The organism is Pseudomonas sp. B21-035 (assembly GCF_024748945.1).
Taxonomy (GTDB): Bacteria; Pseudomonadota; Gammaproteobacteria; order Pseudomonadales; family Pseudomonadaceae; genus Aquipseudomonas.
In genome coordinates this window covers 653,251-678,992 of record NZ_CP087179.1, presented here as the reverse complement: position 1 = coordinate 678,992, position 25,742 = coordinate 653,251, and the positions used below count along the sequence as shown (strand labels likewise).

22 protein-coding genes are annotated in these 25,742 nt (G+C 64.6%); 7 read left to right on the top strand and 15 right to left on the bottom strand.

Translation table 11 applies throughout. The features are described from left to right. Positions 1–65 precede the first annotated feature (65 nt). On the top strand, positions 66–848 hold the full coding sequence (locus tag LOY22_RS03005; protein WP_045197049.1) for a response regulator transcription factor: 783 nt from the start codon (positions 66–68) through the stop codon (positions 846–848). Between the two features lie 19 nt (positions 849–867). Here LOY22_RS03005 and LOY22_RS03000 read toward each other — a convergent pair whose 3' ends face one another. Genes LOY22_RS03000 through cpaB form a run of 8 tightly spaced genes read right to left on the bottom strand, consistent with a single transcriptional unit; the run spans position 868 to position 8,289 of the window. Beyond that, the gene (locus LOY22_RS03000) at positions 868–1,128 is read right to left on the bottom strand and encodes a DUF3613 domain-containing protein (protein ID WP_045197046.1); all 261 of its coding nucleotides are present in this window, start codon (positions 1,126–1,128) and stop codon (positions 868–870) included. Positions 1,129–1,135: 7 nt separating this feature from the next. Then, positions 1,136–1,852 (bottom strand): tetratricopeptide repeat protein, encoded by a 717-nt coding sequence (locus tag LOY22_RS02995; protein WP_195885603.1) that lies wholly within the window; start codon positions 1,850–1,852, stop codon positions 1,136–1,138. 14 nt (positions 1,853–1,866) lie between these two features. Beyond that, on the bottom strand, positions 1,867–2,754 hold the full coding sequence (locus LOY22_RS02990; RefSeq protein WP_258596241.1) for a type II secretion system F family protein: 888 nt from the start codon (positions 2,752–2,754) through the stop codon (positions 1,867–1,869). Between the two features lies 1 nt (position 2,755). After that, positions 2,756–3,637, bottom strand: coding sequence for a type II secretion system F family protein (locus LOY22_RS02985; RefSeq protein ID WP_195885601.1), 882 nt, complete (start codon positions 3,635–3,637; stop codon positions 2,756–2,758). Beyond that, on the bottom strand, positions 3,634–4,902 hold the full coding sequence (locus LOY22_RS02980) for a CpaF family protein (protein ID WP_045197040.1): 1,269 nt from the start codon (positions 4,900–4,902) through the stop codon (positions 3,634–3,636). The genes LOY22_RS02985 and LOY22_RS02980 overlap by 4 nt, the downstream gene beginning before the upstream one ends. Then, positions 4,899–6,089: a pilus assembly protein gene (locus tag LOY22_RS02975; RefSeq protein WP_258596238.1), complete on the bottom strand. Its 1,191-nt coding sequence runs from the start codon at positions 6,087–6,089 to the stop codon at positions 4,899–4,901. The genes LOY22_RS02980 and LOY22_RS02975 overlap by 4 nt, the downstream gene beginning before the upstream one ends. Next, complete coding sequence (locus tag LOY22_RS02970) at positions 6,086–7,339, bottom strand: type II and III secretion system protein family protein (protein ID WP_093376485.1); 1,254 nt, start codon at positions 7,337–7,339, stop codon at positions 6,086–6,088. Before LOY22_RS02970 ends, LOY22_RS02975 begins: the two co-directional genes overlap by 4 nt. A gap of 20 nt (positions 7,340–7,359) precedes the next feature. Further along, entirely contained in the window at positions 7,360–8,289 is a 930-nt protein-coding gene (gene cpaB / locus LOY22_RS02965) for a Flp pilus assembly protein CpaB (protein ID WP_045197034.1), read from the bottom strand. Between the two features lie 319 nt (positions 8,290–8,608). Here cpaB and LOY22_RS02960 point away from each other — a divergent pair, with 319 nt between their 5' ends. Both LOY22_RS02960 and LOY22_RS02955 read left to right on the top strand, forming a co-directional pair. Next, the gene (locus LOY22_RS02960; protein WP_045197032.1) at positions 8,609–8,824 is read left to right on the top strand and encodes a Flp family type IVb pilin; all 216 of its coding nucleotides are present in this window, start codon (positions 8,609–8,611) and stop codon (positions 8,822–8,824) included. Between the two features lie 61 nt (positions 8,825–8,885). Beyond that, a complete protein-coding gene (locus LOY22_RS02955; protein WP_045197030.1) occupies positions 8,886–9,293 on the top strand; it encodes a response regulator in 408 nt (135 codons plus the stop codon). A 34-nt stretch (positions 9,294–9,327) separates the two neighbouring features. On the opposite strand, the gene LOY22_RS02950 is transcribed toward LOY22_RS02955, so the two are convergent. Together LOY22_RS02950 and pbpC are read right to left on the bottom strand one after the other, a co-directional pair. Further along, the gene (locus tag LOY22_RS02950; RefSeq protein WP_258596235.1) at positions 9,328–10,995 is read right to left on the bottom strand and encodes a ShlB/FhaC/HecB family hemolysin secretion/activation protein; all 1,668 of its coding nucleotides are present in this window, start codon (positions 10,993–10,995) and stop codon (positions 9,328–9,330) included. Positions 10,996–11,093: 98 nt separating this feature from the next. Continuing rightward, positions 11,094–13,448, bottom strand: coding sequence for a peptidoglycan glycosyltransferase PbpC (pbpC, locus tag LOY22_RS02945; protein WP_258596233.1), 2,355 nt, complete (start codon positions 13,446–13,448; stop codon positions 11,094–11,096). A 104-nt stretch (positions 13,449–13,552) separates the two neighbouring features. Between pbpC and LOY22_RS02940 the strand changes: the two genes are divergently transcribed. Further along, entirely contained in the window at positions 13,553–13,846 is a 294-nt protein-coding gene (locus LOY22_RS02940; RefSeq protein ID WP_038997361.1) for a hypothetical protein, read from the top strand. A gap of 50 nt (positions 13,847–13,896) precedes the next feature. On the opposite strand, the gene LOY22_RS02935 is transcribed toward LOY22_RS02940, so the two are convergent. Further along, positions 13,897–18,846, bottom strand: a complete 4,950-nt coding sequence (locus LOY22_RS02935; RefSeq protein ID WP_258596231.1) for an alpha-2-macroglobulin — start codon at positions 18,844–18,846, stop codon at positions 13,897–13,899. A 147-nt stretch (positions 18,847–18,993) separates the two neighbouring features. On the opposite strand from LOY22_RS02935, the gene LOY22_RS02930 reads away from it, so the two are divergent. From LOY22_RS02930 to LOY22_RS02920, 3 genes are all read left to right on the top strand, one after another. Further along, positions 18,994–20,334 carry an MATE family efflux transporter gene (locus LOY22_RS02930; RefSeq protein WP_258596229.1) on the top strand — a complete coding sequence of 447 codons (1,341 nt, stop codon included), beginning with the start codon at positions 18,994–18,996 and terminating at the stop codon, positions 20,332–20,334. 232 nt (positions 20,335–20,566) lie between these two features. Further along, positions 20,567–20,803, top strand: a complete 237-nt coding sequence (locus LOY22_RS02925) for a polymorphic toxin type 44 domain-containing protein (protein WP_258596227.1) — start codon at positions 20,567–20,569, stop codon at positions 20,801–20,803. Continuing rightward, positions 20,733–21,215 carry a hypothetical protein gene (locus LOY22_RS02920; RefSeq protein ID WP_258596225.1) on the top strand — a complete coding sequence of 161 codons (483 nt, stop codon included), beginning with the start codon at positions 20,733–20,735 and terminating at the stop codon, positions 21,213–21,215. The genes LOY22_RS02925 and LOY22_RS02920 overlap by 71 nt, the downstream gene beginning before the upstream one ends. Positions 21,216–21,312: 97 nt before the next feature. Here the strand turns inward: LOY22_RS02920 and speA are convergent, their stop codons facing one another. From speA to LOY22_RS02900, 4 genes are all read right to left on the bottom strand, one after another. Then, the gene (speA, locus tag LOY22_RS02915; RefSeq protein ID WP_045197019.1) at positions 21,313–23,226 is read right to left on the bottom strand and encodes an arginine decarboxylase; all 1,914 of its coding nucleotides are present in this window, start codon (positions 23,224–23,226) and stop codon (positions 21,313–21,315) included. A 153-nt stretch (positions 23,227–23,379) separates the two neighbouring features. Further along, positions 23,380–23,751 carry a translation initiation factor Sui1 gene (locus LOY22_RS02910; RefSeq protein ID WP_010221702.1) on the bottom strand — a complete coding sequence of 124 codons (372 nt, stop codon included), beginning with the start codon at positions 23,749–23,751 and terminating at the stop codon, positions 23,380–23,382. A 194-nt stretch (positions 23,752–23,945) separates the two neighbouring features. Further along, positions 23,946–24,482 (bottom strand): NUDIX hydrolase, encoded by a 537-nt coding sequence (locus tag LOY22_RS02905; RefSeq protein WP_045197017.1) that lies wholly within the window; start codon positions 24,480–24,482, stop codon positions 23,946–23,948. A 3-nt stretch (positions 24,483–24,485) separates the two neighbouring features. Beyond that, positions 24,486–25,559 carry a DUF2333 family protein gene (locus tag LOY22_RS02900; protein WP_045197016.1) on the bottom strand — a complete coding sequence of 358 codons (1,074 nt, stop codon included), beginning with the start codon at positions 25,557–25,559 and terminating at the stop codon, positions 24,486–24,488. Positions 25,560–25,742 lie beyond the last annotated feature (183 nt).

The following is a 25,742-nucleotide window of genomic DNA, read 5'->3' as shown; positions in this document are numbered from 1 at the left end:
CAGGAATGGATCCAGGCTCGACCTGGCCGCGGGAACACCAAGGCGAATAGCGCAGGGAGTTGCATGTGAGCAAGCCAGTCAGTGAGTTGAAGGTGCTGGTCGTGGACGACCAGCCACTGATAGTCGAAGAGTTGTGCGAATTTCTCCAGGGCAGCGGCTACCGTTGCCTGCCCTGTCATTCCAGTACCCAGGCCATCGAGCAGTTCAGTGTCGATCAGGAGATTGCCCTGGTGGTGTGCGACCTGCACATGCCCGACTGCGATGGCCTCGAACTGATGCGCGCGCTCAAGGCCATTGCCGGGCCGCAGCGTCAGTTCGAAGCGATCATGCTCACCGGGCGCGCGGCCAAGCAGGACGTGATCAAGGCGCTGCGCGAAGGCTTTGCCGACTACTATCAAAAACCGGTCGACCTCAACGAGCTGCTTGAAGGGGTACAACGCCAGGAGGCCGCCGTGCTGGAGCGGCGCCGCAGCTACCAGCACCTGGGTGACCTGAACCAGAAACTGCAGTTTCTCGCCGAGTCGATCGACGATCTCTACCAGGACCTGGACAAGGCCCGCGGGCTCGGTGCGCACCGGCGCGCCAGCGATATCGAGCCGGAAGCTGAAAGCGACAACCTGCCAGCGCTGTTCGACAAGTTGTCACCGCGCCAGCTGGACGTGGCCAAACTGGTCAGCAAGGGCAAGACCAACTACCAGATCGCCTGCGAACTGGGCATCACCGAGAACACCGTGAAACTCTACGTGTCGCAGGTGCTGCGCCTGACCCACATGCACAACCGCACCCAGCTGGCGCTGGCGTTGTCACCCGGCTCCTCGCCCCTGCATCAGCGAGTCACGGCGCACTGAGTGCGCTTTGGCGGCTGAGTCACTTGTCGGACGCACCGGTACTTTCCCAGCGGTAGAAGTCCGGGATCACATATTTGTAGCTGTCGAGCCAGCGCTGCATGCTCTGGTCGCGCTCCTTGGGCGTGGCCGTCTGCGGGATCTTCGACGCCTCGAGGTTGCGCGCCTGCAGCTGCAGCCAGGCTTCGGTGGTTTGCTGGGCCTTGGACGAAGGCCCGCCCTCCAGCGCCAGGGCGGCCAGGGGTAGTGCACTGAGGGCAAGCAGGAGCAATGACCTGTTCATCACGACCTCACTGTTGGGTGACGCTTGAGGCTTCTGGGGTTACCACCGCGACCTGGTCGGTCCGCGCCGCGGGTTTCTTCAGTTGCTCGGCGCGCGCCCGGGCTTCACTGAATTGCGCCGGGGTCAGGTGCAGGCGGCTGACCAGGTCGGCGGCCTGCTGGAACTTGTCCTGGTACAGCAGCAGGCTCACCAGGTTGACCGCCGCCAGGGCGTTGTTGTCCTTGAGCTCGATGGCGGTAAGGAACTCGAAACGCGCTTGCTCGACATTGCCCAGGTTCAGGTAAACCACGCCGAGGTCGTTGCGCACCTTTTCGTCGGTCGGCGCCAGGCGCACCGCGCGCAACAGGTGGCGCTGGGCCTGGAGGTTGTCGCCACGGGCCGAGGCCAGTTGCCCCAGGCCATGCTCGCCTTCTGCTGCCAGGCAGCCACCGAGCAGGCTGCGGTACAACGGTTCGGCTTCGCTGCGCCCGAGCAGGCGCGACACCCGGGCCTTGCGCAATCGCACCTGGGCCATGTCCGCCGGCAACGCCTCCAGGTGCGCCAGGCTGGCATGCGGGCGGCCCTCGGCGAGCATCTCGTCGGCCATGCTCAAGGCCAGCTCCTGGGCCGAATCCGGCTTGCTGCAACTGACCGGCATACCCGGCAAGGCCAGCCACTGTGCGCCGTCCTGAGTGGTACAGCCAGCGAGCAGCGCCAGGCTCATGATCACCATGACTGCTTTCATGCACATCCCTCCGCTCATGAACCCAAGGCCTTGGCCAACGCTGTGAAACCGGGCCCTGCCAACACAATCAGCAAGGCCGGAAACAGGAACACCATCATCACTATCGACATCTTCCCGGACATCTTCGAAATTCGCTCCTGCATGCGCGTCAGGCGCCGGTCATCGAGCAGTTGCTTGAGTGCCAGCAACGACTTCATCGCCCCGCCGCCCTGGCTCAGCAACTGCTGGAGGATCACGCAGCTGTCGCTGAACTCATCGACGCTGAGCAATAGCGCGGTTTTTTCCAGCTCCGGGGCCAGGGCCAGGCCGGAGTCGACCCGCAGCAGAATCGCCCGCAGCTCCTCACTCAGCACCGGCAACAGTTGCCGTGATTCCTGGCTCAGCACGCGCAAGGCCTGCTCCACCGCCAGGCCCGATTCGAACAGGATCCGCAGCAGCGGAATAAAGGTCGACACCTCCCGGGCCACCTGCTGCTGACGGCGCGCCGCCGCCCAGGCCAGCAAGCGCTTGGGCAACAGGTAACCGGCGCCCATGGCGCACAGCGGCAGTACCAGCCACGGGGTCTGGCTGGTGTGGTACAGGGTTTCCTGCGCGATCACCCCCACTCCCAGCGCCAGAAGCGGCGCCCCCACCTGGCAGGCAGCGAACAGCGCCCGTTGCCGGCTACGCCGCCAGCCGATGCGATCAAGCAGCAAACGTGTCTCGCCGTCCAGACTCAACGAACGCTGGCCCAGGCGGCTGGCGCCGAGCTGCTGCAGCCAGTTGCCCAAGCGGTTGTCCGCGCCCAGCTGGCCCTGCAAGCGCTGGGCGACCAGGCGCTGACGATGCCGCTGGCGCAGGAACTGAGCCAGCAGCAAGGCAAAGGCGGCAAACAGCATCAGGGCACTGAGCAACAGGGCCATTTCAGATACTCCGCAACATGCGCCACAGCGCCAGGCAGCCCAAGGCCTGCAGGAGGAAGGCCCCGAGCAGGAGGAACTGGCCGTTGCTGTCGCGCCACATGGTCAGCAGATAGTTGGGATTGCTGATCAGGAAGTAACCGGCCATGCCCACCGGCAACAGGCCCAGGACCATAGCCGTCATGCGCGTTTCGCCGGTCATGGCGCGCAACTGCCGCGCGCCCTGCTCGCGTTCGCGAATCAGTTTGATCAGGTTCTCCAGCAGCTCGCTGGCGTTGCCGCCATAGCGATGGTTGATACGCAGGCCCAGGGCAAACAGGCGCAGTTCGTCCTGGTCATACAACTCGGCCAGTTCAGCCATGGCATCGTCGAGGCTGACGCCCATCTGCACATTGCGCCGCACCCGTTGCAAGGCGCCGTGCAACGGCTCGCGGGAAGCATCGATGGCACCGAGCACGGCATCGCTGAGGGTGCGCCCGGCCTTGAGGCTGCGCACGCTGTGATCGAGCAGCACCGGCAGTTGCTCGATCATCCGTTGCAGCCGCTGCCGATAGCGCCAGCCCAGGTACAACCAGGCCAGCAGCGGGCCGATGAGCAACAGGCCAAGGCCTGCCACCCAGCCCACGACCCGCCCGGTCAACAGCGCGGCCAGCAGCCAGAGGGCCAGCCAAAGCCACAACAGCTCGTTACGCCGCTCGATACCGGCACGCTGCAGCAGGCGGTCCAGCCAGTCGTGCCCGACCGGCGCCAGCGCAGCGGCTTGCTCGACCTGACCCAGACGCCGGAGGATGCGCTCCTGGGCAGACTTGCGCATGCCGCGGTAGAACAGGTGCACCGACAAGCCGAGCAAGGCCAGGCAAATCAGCCCGAGGAGCGCGGCGATCACGGCTGGAGCTCCGAGTAATCGCGGCGCAGCTTGTCGCCGGCCGGGTTCGGCGCTTCGCGCAAAAAGCCTTCGCCCGTGCGCCGATCGAGCCGGAACAGGGTATTGGTGACGTACACGTCATCACGCACCCCGACCACCTCCAGTACCTCGCTGACGCAGCGGCGGCCATCGGCCAGGCGGGTCAGCTGGATGACCACATCGAGCGCCGCGCAGATCATCTGCCGCAGGGTTTTCTCGGCCACCTGGCGACCGGTCAGGCCGACCAGGGTTTCCAGGCGCAGCAAGGCATCCTGGGCAGTGTTGGCATGCACGGTACTCATCGAACCATCGTGGCCGGTGTTCATCGCCGTCAGCACATCGAGCACTTCGACGCCGCGAATCTCGCCAAGCAGAATACGGTCGGGGCGCATCCGCAGGGCGTTGCGAATCAGCTCGCTGGCCTTGATCTCGCCATGCCCTTCGGCATTCGGCGGACGGGTTTCCAGGCGCACCACGTGCGGGTGATCGAGCTGCAGTTCGGCCACGTCCTCGATGGTCACCAGGCGTTCGTGGGGGCTGATCAACTGACTGAGGATGTTGAGCAGGGTGGTCTTGCCGGTGCCGGTGCCGCCGCTGACCAGGATGTTGCAGCGCCGCGCCACCGCCAGCTGGATGAAGTCGAGCATGCCCTGGTCGATGGTGCGGGTGGCCAGCAGGTCGGCGCTCTTGAGCATGTCCTTGCGAAACTTGCGGATCGACAGGCACGGGCCGTCGAGCGCCACCGGCGGGATGATGGCGTTGACCCGGCTACCATCGGGCATGCGCGCGTCGACCATCGGCGAGGACTCGTCCAGGCGCCGCCCCAGGGGCGCAAGAATCCGCTGCATGACCCGTTCGACATGATGGGCATCGATAAAACGCAGGTCGGTTTGTTGCAGCACCCCGGCCCGCTCGATGAACACCCGGTGCGGGCCGTTGACCAGGATCTCGGTGACGCTGGCATCGCGCAGCAGCACTTCCAGCGGGCCGAAACCAGTCAGCTCGTCGACGATTTCCTCGGCCAGGCGTTCCATCTCGTAGCGCGACAACGCCAGGTGCAGGCGGGCAATGTAATCGCCGACCTGTTCCACCACGAACTGCGCCAGGGCCGGGCGCGAACCTTCGAGCAGGTTGCGGCCGCTGTCCTCGATGGCGTCGATGATGTAACGGTGCAGGGCGCGTTTGAGCGCCTGTGGGTCGGCCCCCAGGTTATGCCGTGGGCCACCGAACAACTCGTCGCCGCTCACTTGTGCCCCCACAGCCGATTGAGCCAGGTGGCGACCACCGGCGGGTTGTTTTCCGAGCGCCGCGCCAGGCGTTCACCGAGGCTTTTCAGCTGTTGCGTAAGCGGCTCGCGCGGCGCCAGCGCGAACAGGGTCAGGCCCTGGTTCTTGGCGTTCAGGCGCACCTCCGGGCTATAGGGCAAGACCCGCAGAACCGGCAGGCCGTAGCGCTTGCCCAAGGCTTCGGAATCCGGCGCGACACCGCGCAGGTAGCGGTCGACCAACAGGCTTGCGTGTTCGAGCTTCATGCCCTTCTCGCGCCACTGGGTCAGCACTTCGAGGTTGCGCCGGCAATCGAGGACGTTCTGGTCGGTGTACCAGATCAGCTTGTCGCAGTGGCTGACGAAGGTGCGCAGGGCTTCGCTGTCAGCCTGGCCGGTGAGGTTCACGACGATGTGCTGGAAGTGCTGGCGCAAGGCGCTGAGCAGCATGTACAGCTCTGCCGCGCTGGTGCGCTCCAGCGGCTCGTCGGTCTCGGCATAAGCCAGCAGGCGCAGGCCTGAGCTTTCGCGGGTGAAGGCACTGTCGATCAGGGTGTTGTCGAGCCGGCGCAGGTGGCGCAGGGCATCGCCGAAATGAAACGAGGCTTCCAGGCCGAGCAGCGCCAGGCTGTCACCCCGCGGCAGGCCAAGGTCGAGCAGCAGGGTCTGCTGGCCGCTGGTCTGCACCACCCGCGCCATGTGCGTGGTCAGCAAGGCGCCGTCGGCGGCACACTGGGCCCCATAGAGCACGGTCAGCCCCCCCAGGCTGGGGTTGCTGGTCACCGGCGGCAGGCGTTTGCTCAAGCGCCGCACCAAGCCTGCGACTTCACTGGAACGCGAGCCGTAGGCGACAAAATCCCGCGCCCCGGCACGCATGGCGTTGAGCACCAGTTGATTGTCCATGCCATCGCCGAGGGCGACGATCGCCAGCATCGGCTTGGCTTCCAGCACGCCCTCGATCAGCGCGCACTGGTTGACCACCTGCTCGCGGTCGAGGCCGACGAACACCAGGCTGGCGAAGGTGACATCGACCAGCGCCAGCAACTCGTCAAGGCTGCCGCTGCCGGCACCGACCACCTGCCCCAGCGGCGCCAATGCGCCCTGCAACCACTGCAGGTCACCATCGTTGCGGGTGATGGCAAGGAAGGTCTGGCTCAGGCTTTCACTCATTGGGATAACCCGCTGCGACGTTCAAAGTCGCCGTTTTCCAGAAAGAACAGCCGGCCCCAGCTCGGGTCGTAGTTACGCAGGCCCTCACCCGGCAGCGACGGCAACTGGGCATCGGCCGCCAGCGGCTGGACCAGGTGCGGGGTAACGATCATCAGCAGTTCGGTCTCGTCGCGCTGCACCGAGGACTGGCGAAACAGCGCGCCAATGATCGGCAGGTTGCCAAGGCCTGGAAACTTGTCGACGGTCGAGCGCGACTGGCTGCTGATCAAGCCACTGATGACGAAGCTCTCGCCATCGGCCAGGGAGATGCTGGTGTCGGTACGCCTGACGGTCAGGCCGGGCACCTGGGTACCGGCGATATTCACCGCCTTGTTGTAGTCCAGTTCGCTGACTTCCGGCGCGACTTTCAGCAGGATGCGATTGCGGCTGACCACGGTGGGCGACAGGGTCAGGCGGATACCGAACTCCTTGTATTCGATCGAGACACTGTCGCTGCCGCTGCTGGGCACCGGGATGGGGATCTCGCCGCCGGCGAGGAAACTTGCGGTCAGGCCGCTGAGCACCACCAGGCTGGGGCGCGCCAGGGTGTAGGCGAAACCGCTGGTTTCCAGGGCATTGATCGCGGCCAGGAAGCGACTGCTGCCACCGCCCCAAATGATGTTGAACACGCCGTTGTCCAGGGGAATGTTCGGCGTGCCGGGCACGGTGGGCACCTGCCCCGGGCTTACGGTGGTGTTCGGCACGGTGCTCGGTGAGCCGATCAGGGTGTTGTTGGAGCCCTTGAAGAACAGCCGCGCGCCGGCCTCCTTGTACTTGGTGCGGTTGACTTCGACAAAGCGGATATCGGCCTGCACCTGGCTGGGCAGCAGCGGATCTTCGGACGGCGGCAGCGCACTGGCAGCCATCTCGCTGCTGGCAATGCCCTTGACGAACACCATGGCCTGGCGCGGTGTCTTGGCGCAGGCAGTCCACAGCATCAGGCTGGTGGCGCCGGGGCCGACCGCCGTCAGCAGCACCGCGTCAGTGCCACTGGCATGTACGTCGGCAATCTTCGGCTCGCCAATCGCCGCGCGGGTGATTGCCACCGGCAGGCGCACCTCCTGCTGCAGGCCCTGATCGATCTCGATGACGCCCGGCACCTGCTCCAGCGCCGCGCAGCCGGACGCCGCCATCGCCGTTGGGGCGAGCGGCACGGCGCACAACAGGGCGCAGAGCATCTGCTTGATTACCCGCTCGGAACGACTGCTCATTGAAGGGCATCCTTGCTTGGTCAGGGGGTTGGCGTGTTGGCTTGATTACCGCGGATGATTTCCATGCCGCGTGGCGGCGCTGCGCTGGCCACAGGTCGGGCGGCCGGTACCTGGGCGAGCTGGCTGAAGCGATAGAGTTCACGGTTGGCGTTGTCGACGGCCTTGGCGCTGGCATGCGGGTCAGTCCAGTACTGGGCCAGGCGCTTCTCCTCGGCGCTGCGTACCGCCAGTCGCAGACTGCCGGCCTGAGCGGCCAGCAGCAGGCGGCTGGCCAATGCTTCGGGGACCGCCAGCACCACAGTGCGCACCGGGTTGCGCTGTTGTTCCTGACGGGCCTTGTCATCCATGGGCGCCTCGGCAGGCTGGCCATCGTTGGCCAGGCCCAGCTGCGCACCGACACTGAGCAGGCGCAAGGCCGGCAACACTACCTGGGCCGAGGCTTGCGGGTTGCTGTTGTCTTCACGCAGGAACACCAGCACATCGACATAGTCACCCGGGCGCAGTTGCCCGGCGGCGCCGACCACTTCGTCCACCGCCACCGCCAGCGCCCGCTCACTGGGGTGAATCATCCGTGCCAGCGGGCCACCGGCCTCGAAGCTGCCCTGCTCCAGCCAGGTGCCGGCGCTCAAGGCGCGCCAGCTGCTGCGCCCGAGCACTTGTTCAAGGGTCTGGAAACTACCCGGCGGCGCCACCTGCAGGCGTTCGATCAGCAGGTCTTCGGCCACCAGCGGGGTATATGCACTGACATCGCGACGCAGCACGACAACCGGCTTGCGCAGTTCGTCTGTTGCTTCAGTGACCACCCGGGTCACCGGAGCCTGCGCGGGTTCGACGGCGGCTGCCGGCGCCGGCTCGCTTGGCGGCTGGCTGAGCATCAGCCCCCAGTAGCCGGCCAGCAGCGCACCGATCAAAAAGAGGCCTGCAAGGATGATGGTAATGCGACTGCTCATGCTGGCCCTCCTTCTCCCCAAGCTGTCCTTCAGGCTCACTTTTGTGAAATGGCCCACAGCACTGCAGTCGGAAACAACTATTTCGCTATTTGACGGTAGCGCAGCTAGGACAAAATGCCATTACCCGTCAGATTTTTTTCCGTCGCAAAGCCGACACCCCCATAAAACAACAGCTTATTGGCGTCGGTATTTGGTTATAACTTTAGTATTAATACCTTCTTACATTTGCCGAGATTTGGCCCGTTGACGATGCTGTGGTGGCAAAGGGGAATCACTGAATACCCCTGTCATCTGCGCCTCCGGCGCAAGGAGAAATGCCATGCGTCTTTCCCGAGTCCTCAAGAGCTGCAAAGAATTCTTCTACCGCAAGGATGGTGCCTCGGGCATCGAGTACGCGATTGTCGCGGCCATGGTTGCTGTAGCGCTGACAGCGTTCATTACGCCCATTTCTACCAATGTGTCTGGGGTCATGACCAAGATTGAAAACGCGCTAAAAGCGCCGCCTGCTTCGGGCGGTGGCAGTGGTGGTAGCTGACGAGTGGATTCATCGGTTCACGCCAATGCACTGATCAACTCCCCCATCACAGGACCGCCCCATGCCGACCTCTTCCCCCCGTCAACAGCTACTCCTGGTGGATGACGAAGAGGACGCCTTGCTGGAACTTGCCGAATTGCTGGAGGGCGAGGGTTTTTGCTGCTACACCGCCACCTCGGTGAAACTCGCCCTGCAACAACTCACCCGCCACCCGGACGTGGCCCTGGTCATCACCGACCTGCGCATGCCGGAGGAGAGCGGCATATCACTGATCAGGCGCCTGCGCGAGCACACCTCGCGCCAGCACTTGCCGGTGATCGTCACCTCCGGGCATGCCGACATGGACGACATCAGCGACCTGCTGCGCCTGCAGGTGCTGGACCTGTTCCGCAAGCCGATCTACCACAACCGCCTGCTGGAAACCCTCGACAACCTGTTCCCCAAACCGCGGATGCAACTGGTGCAATGAACCTGCGGGGGCTACGGCCCCTGTAGGAGCCGGTTCACAGCTGCACGCTGAAACTCACACTCAGCCGTGGCTCGCGGTCAAAGCTGTCGAGGGCAACATCCGACAGCGGCTTGGCCAGCTCCAGTGCCAGGTTGTAGAAACGCCCGTCACCGATGCGCAGCCCCAAAGCCACTGAACTCAAGTGTGCATCGCGCAGGTCCACCTCGTTGAACCAGGTGCGCGCGGTGTCCAGTACGGCATAAGGTTGCAGCAACTTCACCCAGCGGCCGTCGCCGTTGAAACTGTAATTGAGCTCATAAGCCAGGCCCCAGCCCTTGTCGCCCAGGGCCTGGTCGGCGGGGTAACCGCGGGCAAAGCTCTGCCCGCCGAACACCACCCGCTCGCTGTCGGGCAGGCTGTCGCGGCTCCAGTACGAGGCCGCCGACGCCACCCCTTGCCAATTGCCAAACAGGCGATCGCTCTGCAAACCGGACAAACGCAGGCGGAGGAAATCCAGGTCGAAATCGCTGTTGCTTTTCGCCCCCAGGTAATCCAGGCCCTGATAGGCGCCACCACTGACAATCCGCAGTTGGTCGGCATCGGCCTTGCGCCACTCGCCTTCAAAGCCCAGGGCACGCACATCGGTGCGATTGCTCAGCCGCAAGGGCGCGTCGACCGCGCGATACTCAACATCGTCATTGACCATGTAGAAACGCGCAGCAACGTTGAGCGACTCACCGGGCGCGGCCAGCAGCACCTGGCTGAGGCCCGCCGAAAAGCGGTCGTTCTCGCGATGGGCCTTGAGCTGGGTGCCATCGCCGAGCAGCACCTGGGCACTGGGGTCGCTGTCGTAACGCGAGGCCGACAGGTGCAACTGGCTGCCCTGATCGTCCAGGTACTGGGAGTAGTCCAGGCGAAAATAGCTTTCGTGATCTTCCCCGCGCGGCGCCAGGGCGGTGACGCTGAACTGTTCGGCCAGCGCCGTCTGCGCGTTGCTGCTCACGCTGAGCAAGGCCTGGGGGTCATCGCGGGTGCCATCAGTGACGGTCAGGTTGCCGCTGAACGGCCGGCGCCTGGCCTCGACGATCAGCCGGCTGGTACCACTGACAGGGTTGGCAGGCGCAAGGCTTGCCTGCACGCTGAAGCCCGGCAGGCGGCTCATCAGCGCGACGTAGCGCTCGAAGGTGGCGCGGGTCAGCGGCCGTTCGGCCTTGAGCCGGCCCACCAGTTGCTCAACGTAGGCCGCCGCCGGGCCCACCTCGCCGTGCAGCTCGAGTTCATCGATGTAGCCTTCGACCAGCACCACCCGCACCCGGCCATCGGCGAAGTCCTGCTCGGGCAGGTAGGCATGCGACAACAGGTAGCCGTCCTGCTGGTAGCGCTGGGTCAGGCGCTGGGTGGCGTCGATCAGCTCGCCGAGGCTGACCTCGCGGCCGGCCAGGCTCTGGTAGTTGTCGCGCAGGTCACTCAAGGGGTAGATGCTGCCGCCTTCGAAGCGCACTTTGCGCAGGAAGATCCGCGTGTCGCGCAGCAACGGCCGGGCCTGGGTTACCGGCACCGGCACCAGCACTCCCGGGTTGCTTGGCCGGTAGGCATCGGCCGGCAGATTGGGGGCCGGCAGGTTGCGTTCGATTTCGTGGCTGTCGAGAAAACGCGGCAGGGGTTCGCTGCTGGCAACGCTCACCCAGGACAACCCCACTATCGCGACGGCCAACGCACGCATCGGACACTCCATGATCCCGAACAGTACAAGGCCGCCAGGGCGGCGGCCTCGTCAATCCAAGCGTAGGTGCTGGCCCTGTCATCGTCTAATAGAGAGCGTCAGTCATTGACCTGGAATTCGACCCGGGCGGTTTCACCGCTTTCGTCCAGGGCGCTCAGCTCGAAGCGCCCGGCCTGCTCGAAGCTTGCCGTGAGGTTCTCCTGACCGCTGGTCTCGCCCAACGGCGCACCGTTGAGGAACCACCAGTGGCGTCCGTTACCGCCAAGGGCCGAGACCTTGAAACGCAATGGTTCGCTGCTGGTGGCCGGGCGGCGTAGCTGATCGCCCTGGCGCACGCCGACGATCGACAGCGGCGGCGCACTGGCCGGCACCTGCGGCGGGCATTGCGGGTCGACCTTGGGCAAGCGCGCCTCGCGGCGCTCCACCCTTGGCAGCCACGGTTCAAGTGGCGACGGCCAGAGGGCGATTTCCCGGGCCTGGGCGCCGGCGCAGGTAGCGTCGACACGCAAGCCCTGATCGTTGACCCAGACCGTCTCGCGCAAGCCGACACTCAAGGGCTGGTCCTGGGCCAGCAGGGTTGGCGGCGTGGTACCGTCCAGGGTCCAGGCAAAACGCTGGCGCCGGCAATTGGGGTCCTGGCGGGCCATGGGTTGGCCGAGCGGCCAGCAGATCGCCGCAACCCCGACGTTGGCCGGCACCGCCGCCAGGGGTGTGGCAATCCCGCGCTGGCTGTCGCGGTTGCTCAGCACATCATGCACCTGCAGCATCAACGGCGCCGCCGAGGCCAGGCCGAACTGGCCGGGCACCGGCGTGCCATCCGGGCGGCCGATCCAGATCCCGATCAGGTAACGCGGGCCGACGCCAATCGACCAGGCATCGCGAAAGCCATAGCTGGTGCCGGTCTTCCACGCCAGTTGCGGGCGCTGCACTAGCTCTGCGTGAGGGTCGCGGTCCGGGCGTGCCTGGCCGCTGAGAATCCGCCGGATAATCCAGGCACTGCCGGGCGACAGCAGGCGTCGCTCAAGCAGCGGGTCATTGGGTTGCAAGCGGATCGGCGCACTCAGGCCATCGCGGGCAAACGCGGCGTAGCCGCCCACCAGGTCTTCCAGCCGGCTACCGGCGCCGCCGAGAATCAGCGACAGGTTAGGATCGGCCAGCGGCGGCAAGATCAACGGCACGCCGCCACTGCGCATCTGCGCGGCAAAGCGTTTCGGCCCGTAGGCTTCGAGCAGTTGCACCGCCGGCAGGTTCAACGACAGGGCCAGGGCGGAACTGGCCGCCACCGGCCCGCTGAAACCCATGGAGAAATTGCCCGGGCGATAGTCGCCGTAGCGGCGCGGCACGTCCTGCAGCAAGGACTCGGAATGGATCAGGCCATCGTCCATGGCCATGCCATAGAGGAACGGCTTGAGGGTCGAGCCGGGGGAACGCAGGGCGCTGATCATGTCGACGTGGCCAAAGCGGCGCTCGTCATTCAGGTCCACCGACCCCAGGTAGGCGCGCACCGCCATGTTCTGCGCCTCGACCACCAGAATCGCCGCCGAGGTCCGCTCGGGCAGGCGCGCACGCCAGCCCAGCAGCAGGTCTTCCAGGCGCCGTTGCAACGAGGCATCGAGGGTGGTGCGAATCAACGGCGGGCTGTGCGGGCGGTTCAGCCGTCGCGCCAATAATGGCGCCAGCGCCGGCTCCTGACGTGGTGCCAGCAACAGCGGTTCCTCTTCTGCTTCGGCGACCCGTTGCTGCGGCCACACCTGGTACTCGGCCAGGCGCTGCAAGACCTTGTCCCGCGCCGCCTGGGCGCGCTCCGGGTGCCGATCCGGGCGCAGGCGGCTGGGCGCCTGGGGCAACACGGCGAGCAAGGCCGCCTCTGAAGGCGTCAGGTGCATCGGCGACTTGCCAAGATAGGCCCAGCTGGCCGCGGCGACACCCTGCAAGGTGCCGCCGAACGGCGCACGGTTGAGGTAGATCTCGAGGATCTGCGCCTTCGACAGGTGCCATTCCAGTTGCGCGGTACGCCACAGCTGGCGCAGCTTGCCAGGCAGCGTGCGCGAGTGCGGGTCGAGCAGGCGCGCGACCTGCATCGACAGGGTGCTACCACCAGACAGCACCCGGCCACCGCGCAGGTTCTGCCAAGCCGCGCGGCCCAGGGCCAGCGGGTTGACACCGGGGTGATGGTAGAACCAGCGGTCCTCGTAGGTCAGCAACGCCTCCAGGTAATAAGGCGAAACCTGCTCGGCAGTGACCGGGTAGCGCCACACCCCGTCGGCATCGGCAAAGCGCCACAGCGGCGTGCCGTCTTCGGCCAGGACTACCCGGGCGAGGTCATCGGCCGGCATCGGCAACGGCCAGATGCGGTCGGCAAGCCATAGCAAGGCAATCAGCAGCAAGGGGATGGCGAGCAGCAAACCCAGGGGTTTGCCGATGACGCCACGCAGGCGAGCTAAGATGTGCATCAGGCCCTCCTGGCGTAGCAGCTACGCAGGGAACCGACCCGGCCCTGGCATGGCCAAAGGCTTGGCAACGGCGCATTCGCCGAATTGATCATCAGGAAGCAACTATGCATGTAGAAGGTTTTTTCGAGTGGCTCGGCCAGGCGCTGGGGGCGGTGATCCGGTTTATCGTCGACGGCCTGAGCGGGTTGTTCAACCTGCTGGCCAACGCCGGTGGCAATTTCATCGAGGGCCTGTCACGCACCCTGGGCATGGACACTTCGCTGGTCAGCATCCTCGCCCTGATCATCGGCCTGATGTTGCTGTACTCGGCGATCCGCGCCTTCATGCGCGCCTCGATCATACTCGGCATCATCTGGCTGGTGCTGGGTTTGTGGGTGCTGAGCTGGATCATTCACTGACTAAATAGAAGGTGTGGGAGCGGATGAGCCCGCTCCCACAACGCCCTGTGTCAGCGGCCTTTAACCACCAGCTCGGCAGGCGATTCGCCCACCGCGTTGTAGTTCGGCCGGTACATCGACTCGACCTGCGGCGGCGGTACCTTGTAGGTCCCCGGGGTTACCGCGCGGGCCAGGTACAGCAGGTGGGTGGTGGAGTACTGGTCGATACTCAGCGCCGCCACGTAGCGGTCATCACGAAACTCCTGATGCACGACCGCGGCGTTCTGCATCGACTCGCGCCATTGCTTCACTGCACTGCTGGCGTTCTCAAGGCTTGCCGCGCTTTGCGCCAGGTTCTGGTTTTCCAGCTCCAGGCCCGCCGGCAGCAGGTCGACCACCAGCGCGTCCGGCACCTGGGTATTGGCCGTCACCGCCAGGTGCACCAGCACCAGGTCACCGCTCTTGAGCGCCTTGATGTCCAGGGCCTGGCCATTCATGCCGAGGAACTCGCGGCGGATGGTCATGCCGCTGCCGCGGGCAACCGGGGCCTGGCGCGGATAACCGGACAGGGTCAGTTGCTGGAACAGCGTCTCGCTGCCTTCGTTCTGGATGGTCAGCGGCGAGGCCAGCAGCGGGCCTTCGAGTTTCATCCCCGATTGCTCGTTGTTGAATTCGCGCACTTCACCGGCGCTGTCCAGGCGTGCCGACCAGTTGCCTTCAGGCTTGCGCAGCAGGCCACGACCGGCAAGGTACAGCGCGTTGCGCTCCTGGGTCGACAGCCAGCGGTTACCCGCCATCTGGTCGGAAAGCTCGAACAGCCGTGCATCGAGCTTGTCGCTGGCCAGGTTGTTCTCGGTCAGCAACGACAGGATCAGCGCCTGGTCACGCACCGGGCTGCCGTAGTCGGCCAGCCAGGAGTTTTCGCTGCGGGTGACCGCCAGGCCGGCCTGCAGCGCCTGTTGCGCACGCGGCTTGTCGCCCATCTTGTCGAGGGCGATGGCCAGTTGTACCAGCGGCAAGCCGGAACGCGCATCGCTGCGCCGCTCGAACAGGCTGCGCAGGGCGCCCAGCGGCGCTTGCTGGGTACGCGCCAGCACCAGGGCAGCATAGGACTGCACGGCAAAGCGGCTGTGCTCGGCGTTCTGGCTGTAGCTGATCTCGATCAGGTTGCGCTCCTGCAGGTAGCGCAGCAGGCGCTCGCTGGCTTTTTTCAGGGCCTCGGGCGGCACGGCATAACCTTGCTCGCGTGCACGCAGGAGGAAGTCGGTGACATAGGCGGTCAGCCAGTATTCTTCCTCGTCGTCAGCGCTCCACAGGCCAAAGCTGCCGTTGTAGCGCTGCATGCCCAGCAGGTGCTCGATGCCCATCTCGATCTTGCGCTTGCGCACGTCCGCCGGCTCACCCTTGATGCCCAGGCGCTTGAGCGTCGCGGCATCGGCGTACAGCGACGGGTACAGGCCACTGGTGGTCTGTTCCAGGCAGCCGTACGGGTAGGCTTCGAGGGCGCGGATCTGCTCGGCCAGGTTCAGCGGCGGGCGGCTCGACAGCGCCAGTGAGGCCTCGAGGCCCACCGGCTCGAACAGCGCCAGGTCAGCTTCCGGCAGGGTCCAGGGCTGGTCTTTGAGAGCGACGCGATAGTGCTGCAGCATTGCCGGGTAGGCCGGGCGAATGCCCAGGGTCCAGTCGCGGCTGAAGGCCGTGGCCGACTCGCCTGGCAGTTGCAGCCCTTGCACCTCGACCTTGACCTTGCCCTGGCCCAGGCCACCGCTGGCCTGCACCGGCACCAGCAGGGTGACGCGCTTGCCTTCGGTGAGGCTCAGGGTTTGTTCGGCGGCGCCGAGCAGATTCAACTGGCCTTCGGTGCTCAGGCGCACGGTCAGGTTCTGTGCCTTGCCCGACAGGTTGGAGAGGTCCAGGGCCAGAGTCGTGCGGTCGCCGCCGGCGAGGAAGCGCGGCGCCGAAAGCTCGGCAATCAACGGCGCGGCAACCACGGTCTTGCCTTCGGCCATGCCGTAGCGCTCGTCGGTCCAGGCCTGGGCCATCAGCCGCAGCTCACCGTTGAAGTCAGGGATATCGACCGTCGCTTCACCTTCACCCTTGTCATTGAGGGTTACCGGGGCGCTTTGCTTGGCAACGATGGTCACCGTGGTGTTCGGGCGCTTGCCGCCCTTGGCCATGGCCGCATCACCACCGAAGGCCAGGCTGGCCAGACGGCCCTGCCCGGCTTCGATCAACTGGCCATAGATATCCAGTTGGTCAGCACCATAGGCCTTGCGGCCAAACATGCCGGTAAACGGGTCGGGGGTTTCGAACTCGGTGATGTTGAGGATGCCCACGTCCACTGCTGCCAGCAGTACATGCACCTGTTTGGGCACGCTGCCGTCGGCGTTGCGCGCTTGCACCTTGACGGTCAGCGGCTGCTTGGGACGCATTTTTTCCGGGGCATTGAGGGTTACCGCCAGCTTGCGCTCGTGGCGATCCAGCGGCAGGTGCAGCACACCCACGGCACGTTTCGGCGTGGCATTGACCTTGCGCTCGCCCGGGCGAATCACCAGGGCGCTGACATACAGGTCATGGCGCGCCCACTTCGGATCGAGCTTGACGGCAAAGCTCTTGCCTTCGGCCGGTACATCGATTTCTTCCCACCACAGCGGGCCTTCGCTGGACTCGACCATCAAGTAGCCGGTGCCTGCGGCAGGCGGAGTGACGGTGATATTGGCGGTAGCGCCATCGGCATACGACGGTTTGTCCAGGGCCAGTTTGACCTGGTCCGGACGTACGGCGCCGCCGTCGGCGTTGTCCTGGGCACGGTAGCCGGCCCAGAAACGCCCGCTCGACACCAGGCCGGTCTGCGGGTCTTCGACCTCGACGCGGTACGGGCCCCAATCAACCAGGAAGTTGACCCGGGCGGTGGAGCCGGCCTTGACGTTGACCGTCTCTTCGCTCTGGATGAGGAATTTCTCGTTGTAGTTGTAGCTCCAGCCGTCGCTCTGCGAGTAGTTCCAGTAGTAGTCGCGACGCTCGCGGACCAGGCGCACCTTGAGGTTGTTGACCGCCAGCTTGTTGCCTTGCGGATCGGCCACCAGCACTTCGAACTCCACCGGGCCTTCGCCATCGGTTTCTTCACCCTCGAACAGACCGCGCAAGCCAGGCAGGCGCCCGGCCGGCCAGATCGGTTGCTCAAGGCGGCGGGTGATCGGCCGGCCACCGGACTCCTGCAGGCTGGCCTGCACGGTCAGTTGCAGCGGCGAACGGGCTTCGGACCATTTGCTTTCGATGTTCAGGGTGGTCTTGCCGTTGCTGTCCAGGTTGACTTCGTCCAGCTCCAGGTCCTGGCTCAGTTCCTCTTCAGTGATCGAACCGAACTGATAGCCCGGCAGTGCCGGCACCGCTTCACGCAGCGGGCGCACATAGGCCTGGCCGCTCAGGCGATTGCCCGAAGCCGGGGCGCCGTACAGGTAGCGACCGTTGACCTTGATCTGCGCAGTCTGGTCCGGGCTCAGCGGCTTGTCGCTGCCCTTGAGTTCCAGGGCCAGACGCTCGGGCAGGAAATCTTCGACAAGGAACTCGAACACCTGCTTCTTGCCGCCGCCGAGGTCGAACAGCAACTGCCAGCGCCCGGTCGGCGCTTCATCGGCCAGTTGCAGCTGATACTGATAGAAGCCATTGGCATCGGCTTCCCAGACGAACTTGCGGCTGATCTGCTCATCCGGACGGCGCACTTCCACCGTCACCGGTTGCGGCTTGAGCGGGCGGCCATCCTGGTCACGCAACAGGCCGTTGAGCAGCACGGTTTCACCCGGGCGATAAAGGTCGCGCGGGCCGAACACGAAGAACTGCAGCGGGTTGGCCTGGGGGCCGGTGATGTCGAATTCGGCCAGGTCCAGGGCAGCGCTATTGAGGCGCAGCATGGTGGTGTGCACGCCCTGGTGGGCCAGCAGGGTTTCGGCCTTGGGTGGCGTCGGCAACTGGGCATGGCCGTCGCTGTCGGTCTTGGCCTGGGCCAGCACGCGGCCTTCGCCGTCGAGCAGTTCCAGCTCGACACCGCTCAGCGCCTTGCCACCTTCCAGGCCTTGGGTGAAGACATCCAGGCGGTTCTGGTAACGGTGCGCCGAGACGCCGATGTCACTGAGGGTGAACAGCGTCGCCGGTTGCGTGTAGTCGTAGGTTCCGGAGGCGCGCATTACCGCCAGGTACACGCCTGGCTCTTGCAGCGGCTTGATGCCGGCAATCGGCAGCAGCACGGTTTCGCGGGTGTTCTTCGCCGGGTTGAGGTCGAAGCGGCCGCTGTAAACCAGCTCGGTCATGTCCAGGATTTCTTTGGACGTGTAGTAGTACAGGCTGCTGTTGCGGCCCCAGGTGGCGAGGAACGGCGACAGTTTGTCCGACTTGATGCGGAAGAACTCGACATCGACCTTGTTGACGTTCAAGGCGATCACCGGCAGGCCTTCGGCCAGTCGCGTCGGCAGCAGCGAGCCACGGCTGGCGAAGCCGATGGTCGATTGCATGTCGCGGGTTTCCAGGCGGCTGATCGACTCGGCGGGCAGGCGCTTGCCATTGACCGCGAGCAGCCCGGCGTCGATGGTCAGCACCAGCTTGCGCTGGGGCTCCAGGTGGCGCAGTCGCAGCTCCATCTTGTTGGCAGAAAGCTCCCAGGCGCCGTCGACCTTGCCTTTGACGGTATCGACCAGGTGCACCTTGTCAGCGAAGTTCTGCTGGTCATCCAGCGGCACCGAGAAGGTCAGGGCCAGGGCGCTGGCGCCATCGACCTGCACTTCCGAGACATCCACCACGCTCAGCTCGCGACCGGCATAACGCTTGGCCAGGGTCGCGGCATCGTCCTTGGCCGCAGCGGGCTTGGTCGCGTCTGCGGGTGCAGCCGGAGCGGCCGGGGCCGGGGCTGCGGGTTGGTCCTGGGTCTGCGCAGGCGGGGCCGCGGGGGCCGGTTTGTCCGGGGCAGACGAATCGCAGGCACTGAGCAAGGCCAGCGCGCAGGCCAGCAACAATCCTTTGTTGAGCATGGGAGTAGTAACTCTCGGGCAGCGGAATCTTAGGGGTGCACTATATATCAACCGCGCCGCAACAGTGATGCGGCGAGCGGATGTGAGACCGCCTTCGCACGATTTGGTGCCCGCAGCGGCTACAATGCCGGCTTGCCAGGAGCTTTCATGTCCCGTTTGCTGACCGACTGGCGCGACCGCCCGACCCATATCAAGGTCTGGGCGCTGGCCGCGCCGATGATACTTTCGAACATTTCCGTACCGCTGGTGGCCCTGGTCGACAGCGCCGTGATTGGCCACCTGCCCCATGCTCATCAGCTCGGTGCGGTGGCGGTGGGCGCCAGCCTGTACACCTTCCTGGCCTGGGTGATGGGCTTTCTGCGCATGGGCTCGACCGGTTTCGCCGCCCAGGCGGCGGGTCGTGCCGACGGCGCAGCACTGCGCCAGGTGTTGCTCCAGGGCCTGTTGCTGGCGCTGTTTTTCGCCCTGCTGCTGGGTGTTCTGGCCCTGCCGTTCAGCCACCTGGCGCTGCAACTTATGCAGCCCTCGGCAGCGCTGGAGCAGTCGACCCACGACTTCTTCCAGACCCGCCTGCTTGGCCTGCCGGCGGCGCTGGCCAGCTTCGCCCTGGTCGGCTGGTTCCTCGGCACCCAGAACGCCAGGGCGCCGCTGGCGATCCTGCTGACCACCAACCTGCTCAACATCGCCCTCAACCTGTGGTTCGTGCTCGGCCTGGACTGGGGCGTGATCGGTTCGGCGCGGGCCTCGGTGATTGCCGAATGGAGCGCCGCCCTGCTCGGCCTGGCCCTGACCCGCCCGGCCCTGCGCGCTTACCCCGGGCAGATCGCCTGGGCACTGCTGGCACGCTGGCAGAGCTGGCGGCCGCTGCTGAGCGTCAACCGCGACATCTTCATCCGCAGCCTGGCGCTGCAAGCGGTGTTCTTCCTGATTACCGTGCAAGGCGCACGCCTGGGTGAAGCGACCGTGGCAGCCAATGCCTTGCTGCTCAATGGCCTGCTGCTCACCGCCTACGCCCTTGATGGCCTGGCCCATGCGGTCGAAGCGCTGTGCGGGCACGCCATCGGCGCTGGCGATCGCCAGGCGCTGCGCCGCTCACTGACCGTCGCCTGCGGCTGGTCGCTGCTGGCCAGCAGCGGCTTTGCCGTGTTGTTTTTGCTCGGTGGGCATCTGTTCATCAACATGCAGACCGACATCGCCAACGTGCGCGAAACTGCCTACCAGTACTTGCCGTACCTGGCCTTGCTGCCGTTGATCGCGGTGTGGAGCTATCTGCTCGATGGCTTGTTCATCGGCGCCACGCGGGCGCGGGAGATGCGCAACGGCATGCTGCTCAGCGTGCTCATCGCCCTGCCGGTTGCCTATCTGGCTCGCGATCTGGGCAACCACGGCCTGTGGCTGGGCTTTCTGCTGTTCATGGCCTTGCGCGGGGTAACGCTGGGGGTGATGGGCTGGCGGTTGCAGCGGCGGGATGGGTGGTTTGTGCGCTAAATGATGGCGCGGATTTACATCAGCGCCCTCAGTGGCGTGCGAAGAAATGTCACAACTTGGGTTTGACCGGCAAAAGTCCAATTCCTGACACTGGGTGACCCATGGAGGGGCAATCAGTTGTATCAGTCTAACTTTTGCAGGAAGCTCTTTATGTATCCTCCTCCGGCACCTGGTGGCGCGTCCATATATTCAAATATGCAAACGGCCAGCCTCGAGCGAAATTTCTTCAAGAATGGTGGCACTGGTTTTCTTTTTTCCTGGTTCTATTCGAAGGTACGGCGCATGTGGAACTGCGGCAGGGATCTCACCTAACGTCTTGTTGAGAGCTGCCGGTTGGGCGCAAAGCCGAGCGGGCACCAGTGACTCAGGCTTTGGAAAGTGGTGGGGAGACGTCCCATTTGGCGACGACCCTCAAGATCAGGAATGGATCAAGGCCGGCATCGAATATGCGAAATCTTTCGGCTACTAAATGGCTGGTGGGCATTTTCACTGTTATCGCGGTACTGCAATTCGCCTGGATATTCATGAGCGGTGCGCCTCAGCCACATCTGAGTGCGGTGGTGAATACCCTGCCCGTTGGAACACACAGTGCGGTCTATGAAGTACTAAGTGATAGCGGCGGCGCCACCGTTGGCCACACCTACCTTTATTACGTTGCAGAACGACAACCCGACGACAAAGCAGTGCTCAACAACCTGCAAGATCAGACGCCGTTTCTCGTCTCCCGCCAATCCGGGGCGATTGTCGCTGTAGACGGGCGGCGGATCAGGGCACGGACACAATCGACGGTGTACCGATTCTCCAGCATCGCCATTCTCAGGGAGAACGATCAGGCTATTCCGTTGATCATCGAGCTGACAGCCACAAGTCCTGAGGACTAAAGATGTGAGGCATGAGCTGGCTGGAAGTAGTTGAAAGCATCGCGGGTCAAGTCGGGTCGACGCGCAGCCAGCGACTGCACGCGACCCGCACCACTGATCAGCTCGACAGGTACGACGAACGGGTCAGACCCAGACGCAGGGCGTCGAGGAACTGGGTCTTCTCACGGGCGGTGATCTTGGCGCTGGCGCACTTGTCGCGGTAGTGAGTCATCAACTCCTCCGGCGACAGGTGCACGTAGCGCAGCATGTCTTCGATGGTGTCATGGGTCTCGATACCGGCGTGGTACACGCTGCCGTTCGGGTTCTGGTAGATGTTCACCGAGTCGGTATCACCGAACAGGTTGTGCATGTCACCGAGGATTTCCTGGTAGGCACCGACCAGGAAGATACCCAGCAGGTAGTCTTCACCTTCGTTGATCGCGTGCACCGGCAGGCTGGTCTCGATGCTCTGCTCGTCGACGTACTGGTTGATCTTGCCGTCCGAGTCGCAGGTCAGGTCTTGCAGCACGGCGCGGCGCAGCGGCTCTTCGTCGAGGCGATGCAGCGGCAGGATCGGCAGGACCTGGCCAATGGCCCAGGTGTCCGGCAGGCTCTGGAACACCGAGAAGTTGCAGATGTACTTGTCGGCCAGCTTGTCGTTGAGTTCGTCGAGCACCTGGCGGTGCGAGCGTTGGCGGGCCTTGAGCGAGTTGTGCAGGCGCCGGCACACGGCAAAGTAGCACTGCTCGGCCAGGGCTTTCTCGGCCAGGGTGATCTTGCCGTCGGCATACTGGGCGGCCACATCGCTCATGTAGTGAGTGGCGCGCCAGTAGGTTTCGGTGACCATCTCGATATCGGTCGGGCCGAGCAGGTCGGCCAGCCACTGCACGGTCTCGGGCAGGCTTTCCTTGTTCTCGATCAGCGGCACTTCGTCGTTGTGCTTCTCGACGTCGGTCACCTGCACCACCAGCACGGCGTGGTGCGCGGTCAGCGAGCGGCCGCTCTCCGAGAAGATATGCGGATGCGGCAAGCCCTGGGCATCGCAGAACTCCTTGAGCATGCCGACCACGACACCGGCGTAGTCATCCATGTCGTAGTTGATCGAACTGGCGTTGCGCGAGTGGGTGCCGTCGTAGTCCACACCCAGGCCGCCGCCGACGTCGATGTGATCGACCGGCAGGCCCAGCGCGCGCAGCTCGCCGTAGTAACGGATGGCTTCCTTGAAACCGTGCTGGTAGTCGGCCAGGTTGGCGATCTGCGAGCCCATGTGAAAGTGCAGCAGGCGGATGCCCTGGTCCAGGCCGGCATCGCGAAAACGCTGCACCACCGAGATCAGTTGCGCCGCCGACAGGCCGAACTTGGACTTCTCGCCACCGGTATCGGCCCACTTGCTCGAGGCCAGCGACGACAGGCGAACGCGCAGGCCAACTTGCGGCTTGACCTTGAGCTCGGCGGCTTCTTCGATCACCAGGGCCACTTCCGACTCTTTCTCGATGACGATAAAGACGTTGTGGCCGAGTTTCTGGCCCATCAGTGCCAGGCGGATGAACTCGCGGTCCTTGTAACCGTTGCAGACGATGGTGCCGCCTTTCGGTGCCAGCGCCAGCACGGCCAGCAGCTCAGGCTTGGAGCCGGCTTCAAGGCCAATGGAAACGTTTTGGGTGGCGATGATGTTTTCCACCACCGCTTCTTGCTGGTTGACCTTGATCGGGTACAGCGCGGTGTACTGGCTCTGGTATTCCAGGCGCGCGATGTTGGCGTCAAAAGCGCCAGTCAGCTGGCGCACGCGGTCCTGGAGGATGTCCGGGAAACGTACCAGCAGCGGCAGCGACAGGCCGCTCTTGCGCAGTTCGTCGACCTGTTCGAACAGGTCGATCGGCGCGCTGCCAGGCCCGTTCGGGCGGACTTCGACGCGCCCGGCCTCGTTGATTGCGAAGTAGCCGGCCCCCCAATGGCGAATGCCGTAAACACTGCGGCTGTCCGCAACTGTCCATTGGCTGCCATCGTCTTTGCGTGTGCGTCGTACGGACATTGAAGTCCCCTATATAGAAAGTCGAAAAACACCGGCCTGCATGGGGCGGGCGCAGTGTAAAACCTGAAAGTGACGATTATCCGTGTTCAGGGATAGACCCTTCCTACGGGAACGAGTTTAGAAAGCGAATTGCAAAAAATCGCGATGCAGTCTTCAGCCGCCGGACTTTTTCGCTTTGAAGCCCTGTTTGATCAGTTCGGCCAGCAGCAGCTCGACATGATCGCCCTGGATTTCGATGACCCCGTCTTTCAACGCGCCGCCGGTTCCGCAGCGGCGCTTGAGCGTGCTGGCCAGATCCTTGAGCTGTTCCAGGGGCAGCGGCACGCCGCTGATGGTCGTCACCGTCTTGCCGCCACGGCCCTTGCTTTCGCGACGCACGCGAGCAATGCCATCGCCTTCGGGGATGAGCGTCTGTTTGCAGATGCAGGCATCTATGGGTTTGCTGCAGTCCGGGCAATGCCGGCCTGCATCAGTGGAGAACACCAGGCCACCGAGGGCGGCGAATGATGCGGCTTTCTTGGCCACTTTTGATCCTCTACGGTGAGGATAAAAACTGGTCGACGCCCCTGGCGGGGTACCGACCGCGAAGCCCCACTCTGGCAGGGGCAGCGCAACTGCCGCATGAAGCGTGCGGCAGCCTTTAAAGGCCGCGCAGTGTAACGATAAAAGTCGCGAATGCTAAGTACAAAACTGCGCCATTTTGCATGTGTTTAGCGACGTCAGGCTCGACGGTCGAGGTAGCGCCGCAAGGCAGCCAGTGAATCGGGGCAATATGGCTGTTGCTGGCTGTCGGCCAGGGCCTGCTCGACGGCGATGAAGCGTGCCTCGCTGACCTCTTCGGGCTGCAGGCGCAAAGGCCCGTCCCAGACCGCCGAGAACACCGCGCACCAGAGCCGGTTGCCGGTCTGGTCGAAGAAAAAACATTCATGCGCGGTGAGTTCGACCCCACCGACCCCCAGCTCTTCTTCCAGTTCGCGGGCCGCCGATTCGGCATAGCTCTCATCGGCCTGGACCATGCCACCGGCGGCGACATCCCAGTACCCGGGGTAAATCGCCTTGCTCTGGGTGCGTCGGTGTACGCACAGCTGGCCAGCGGAATTAAACAAGAGGATGTAGGTGCCGCGGCCAATCAGCCCGCGCTCGCGCAGCTCGGCGCGGGCCACGGCGCCGAGCAGGCGGTCGCTTTCGTCGACCCAGGCAATCAGTTCGCGGTCGGAGGCGGCGCGGTGCGCTGCCTCCTGCTCGGAGATCGACACCGATCAGCCCTGAGTCAGCAGTTGACGCAGGTCGATGACGGCAGCGTTGGCCCGCGAGATGTAGTTGGCCATGACCAGCGAGTGGTTGGCCCACATGCCAAAGCCGCTGCCATTGAGCACCATCGGGCTCCACAGCGGCTCCTGCGAGGCTTCCAGCTCACGGATGATCTGCCGTACGCTGACCGTGGCGTTCTTCTTCGCCAGCACATCGGCGAAGTCGACCTCAATGGCGCGCAGCAGGTGCGACAGCGCCCAGGCCTGGCCGCGGGCTTCGTAGAACACGTTGTCGATCTGCAGCCACGGGGTTTCGACCACTTCTTCGTCAAGCTGCGGCACCTGGCCCGGCAGCACCGACTCGGTCTTCAGGGTGCTGTTGAGCTTGACCCGGCCGACACTTGCCGACAGGCGCTGCGACAGCGAACCCAGGCGGGTGGCGACGTCGCCCAGCCAGTTGTTGAGGTTGTCGGCGCGGGTGTAGAACAGCGCGCCCTGCTGATCCGGCGAGGCCAGGCGGTTCTGGTAACGGGTCAGCGAGTTGATGCCTTCCTGGAACTCCGATTCGCTCGACGGCAGGATCCAGCTCTTGTTGTCGAAGTTGAAGCGCGGCTCGGCCTTGGCCAGGTCAGCGTCTTCGGTGGACTGCGACTGTGAGCGGGCAAAGTCCTTGCGCAGGGCGCGGCTCAGGTCACGCACCTGGACCAGCACGCCGTACTCCCAGCTGGGCATGTTGTCCATCCACAGGCCAGGCGGGAAGCGGTCGTTGGAAATATAGCCGCCGGGCTTGTTGAGCAGGGTGCCGGCCACGGTCTTGAGGGTTTCGATGGTGGTGTAGCCGACGACCATCTGCTTGCCGGTTTTCTCGGCGGCCGCCTGGGCGTTCTGCTGCACCGGGAACAGGTCGGGCTCGGCGCTCCAGTACCAGCCCAGGCCCACGCACACCAGCAGGTACAGGCCGATCAGCGAGCCCAGGGCGCGGCTGAAGAACAACCCGCCAAAATAACTGCGGGTGGCAGCGGTGCGCGGTTCGACCCGCTCACGCGCCTCGGCTTTGCCTGTACGGTTTTTCCAGTCCAGCATGGCGTTGTCCTTTCAGTCACGTCGGTTCAAGGGGTTCGACCGCAACCCCCGGGCTTCGTGCCAGCGCGATGGGCTTTTAATGCCGCGCGCCACCTGCCGGGGTCGGCAAGTATCGCTGCACTATAAATCAAGCACGGCGCTTCGCATAAGCGACTATTGGGTCAGCAAATGAATAAACGGACT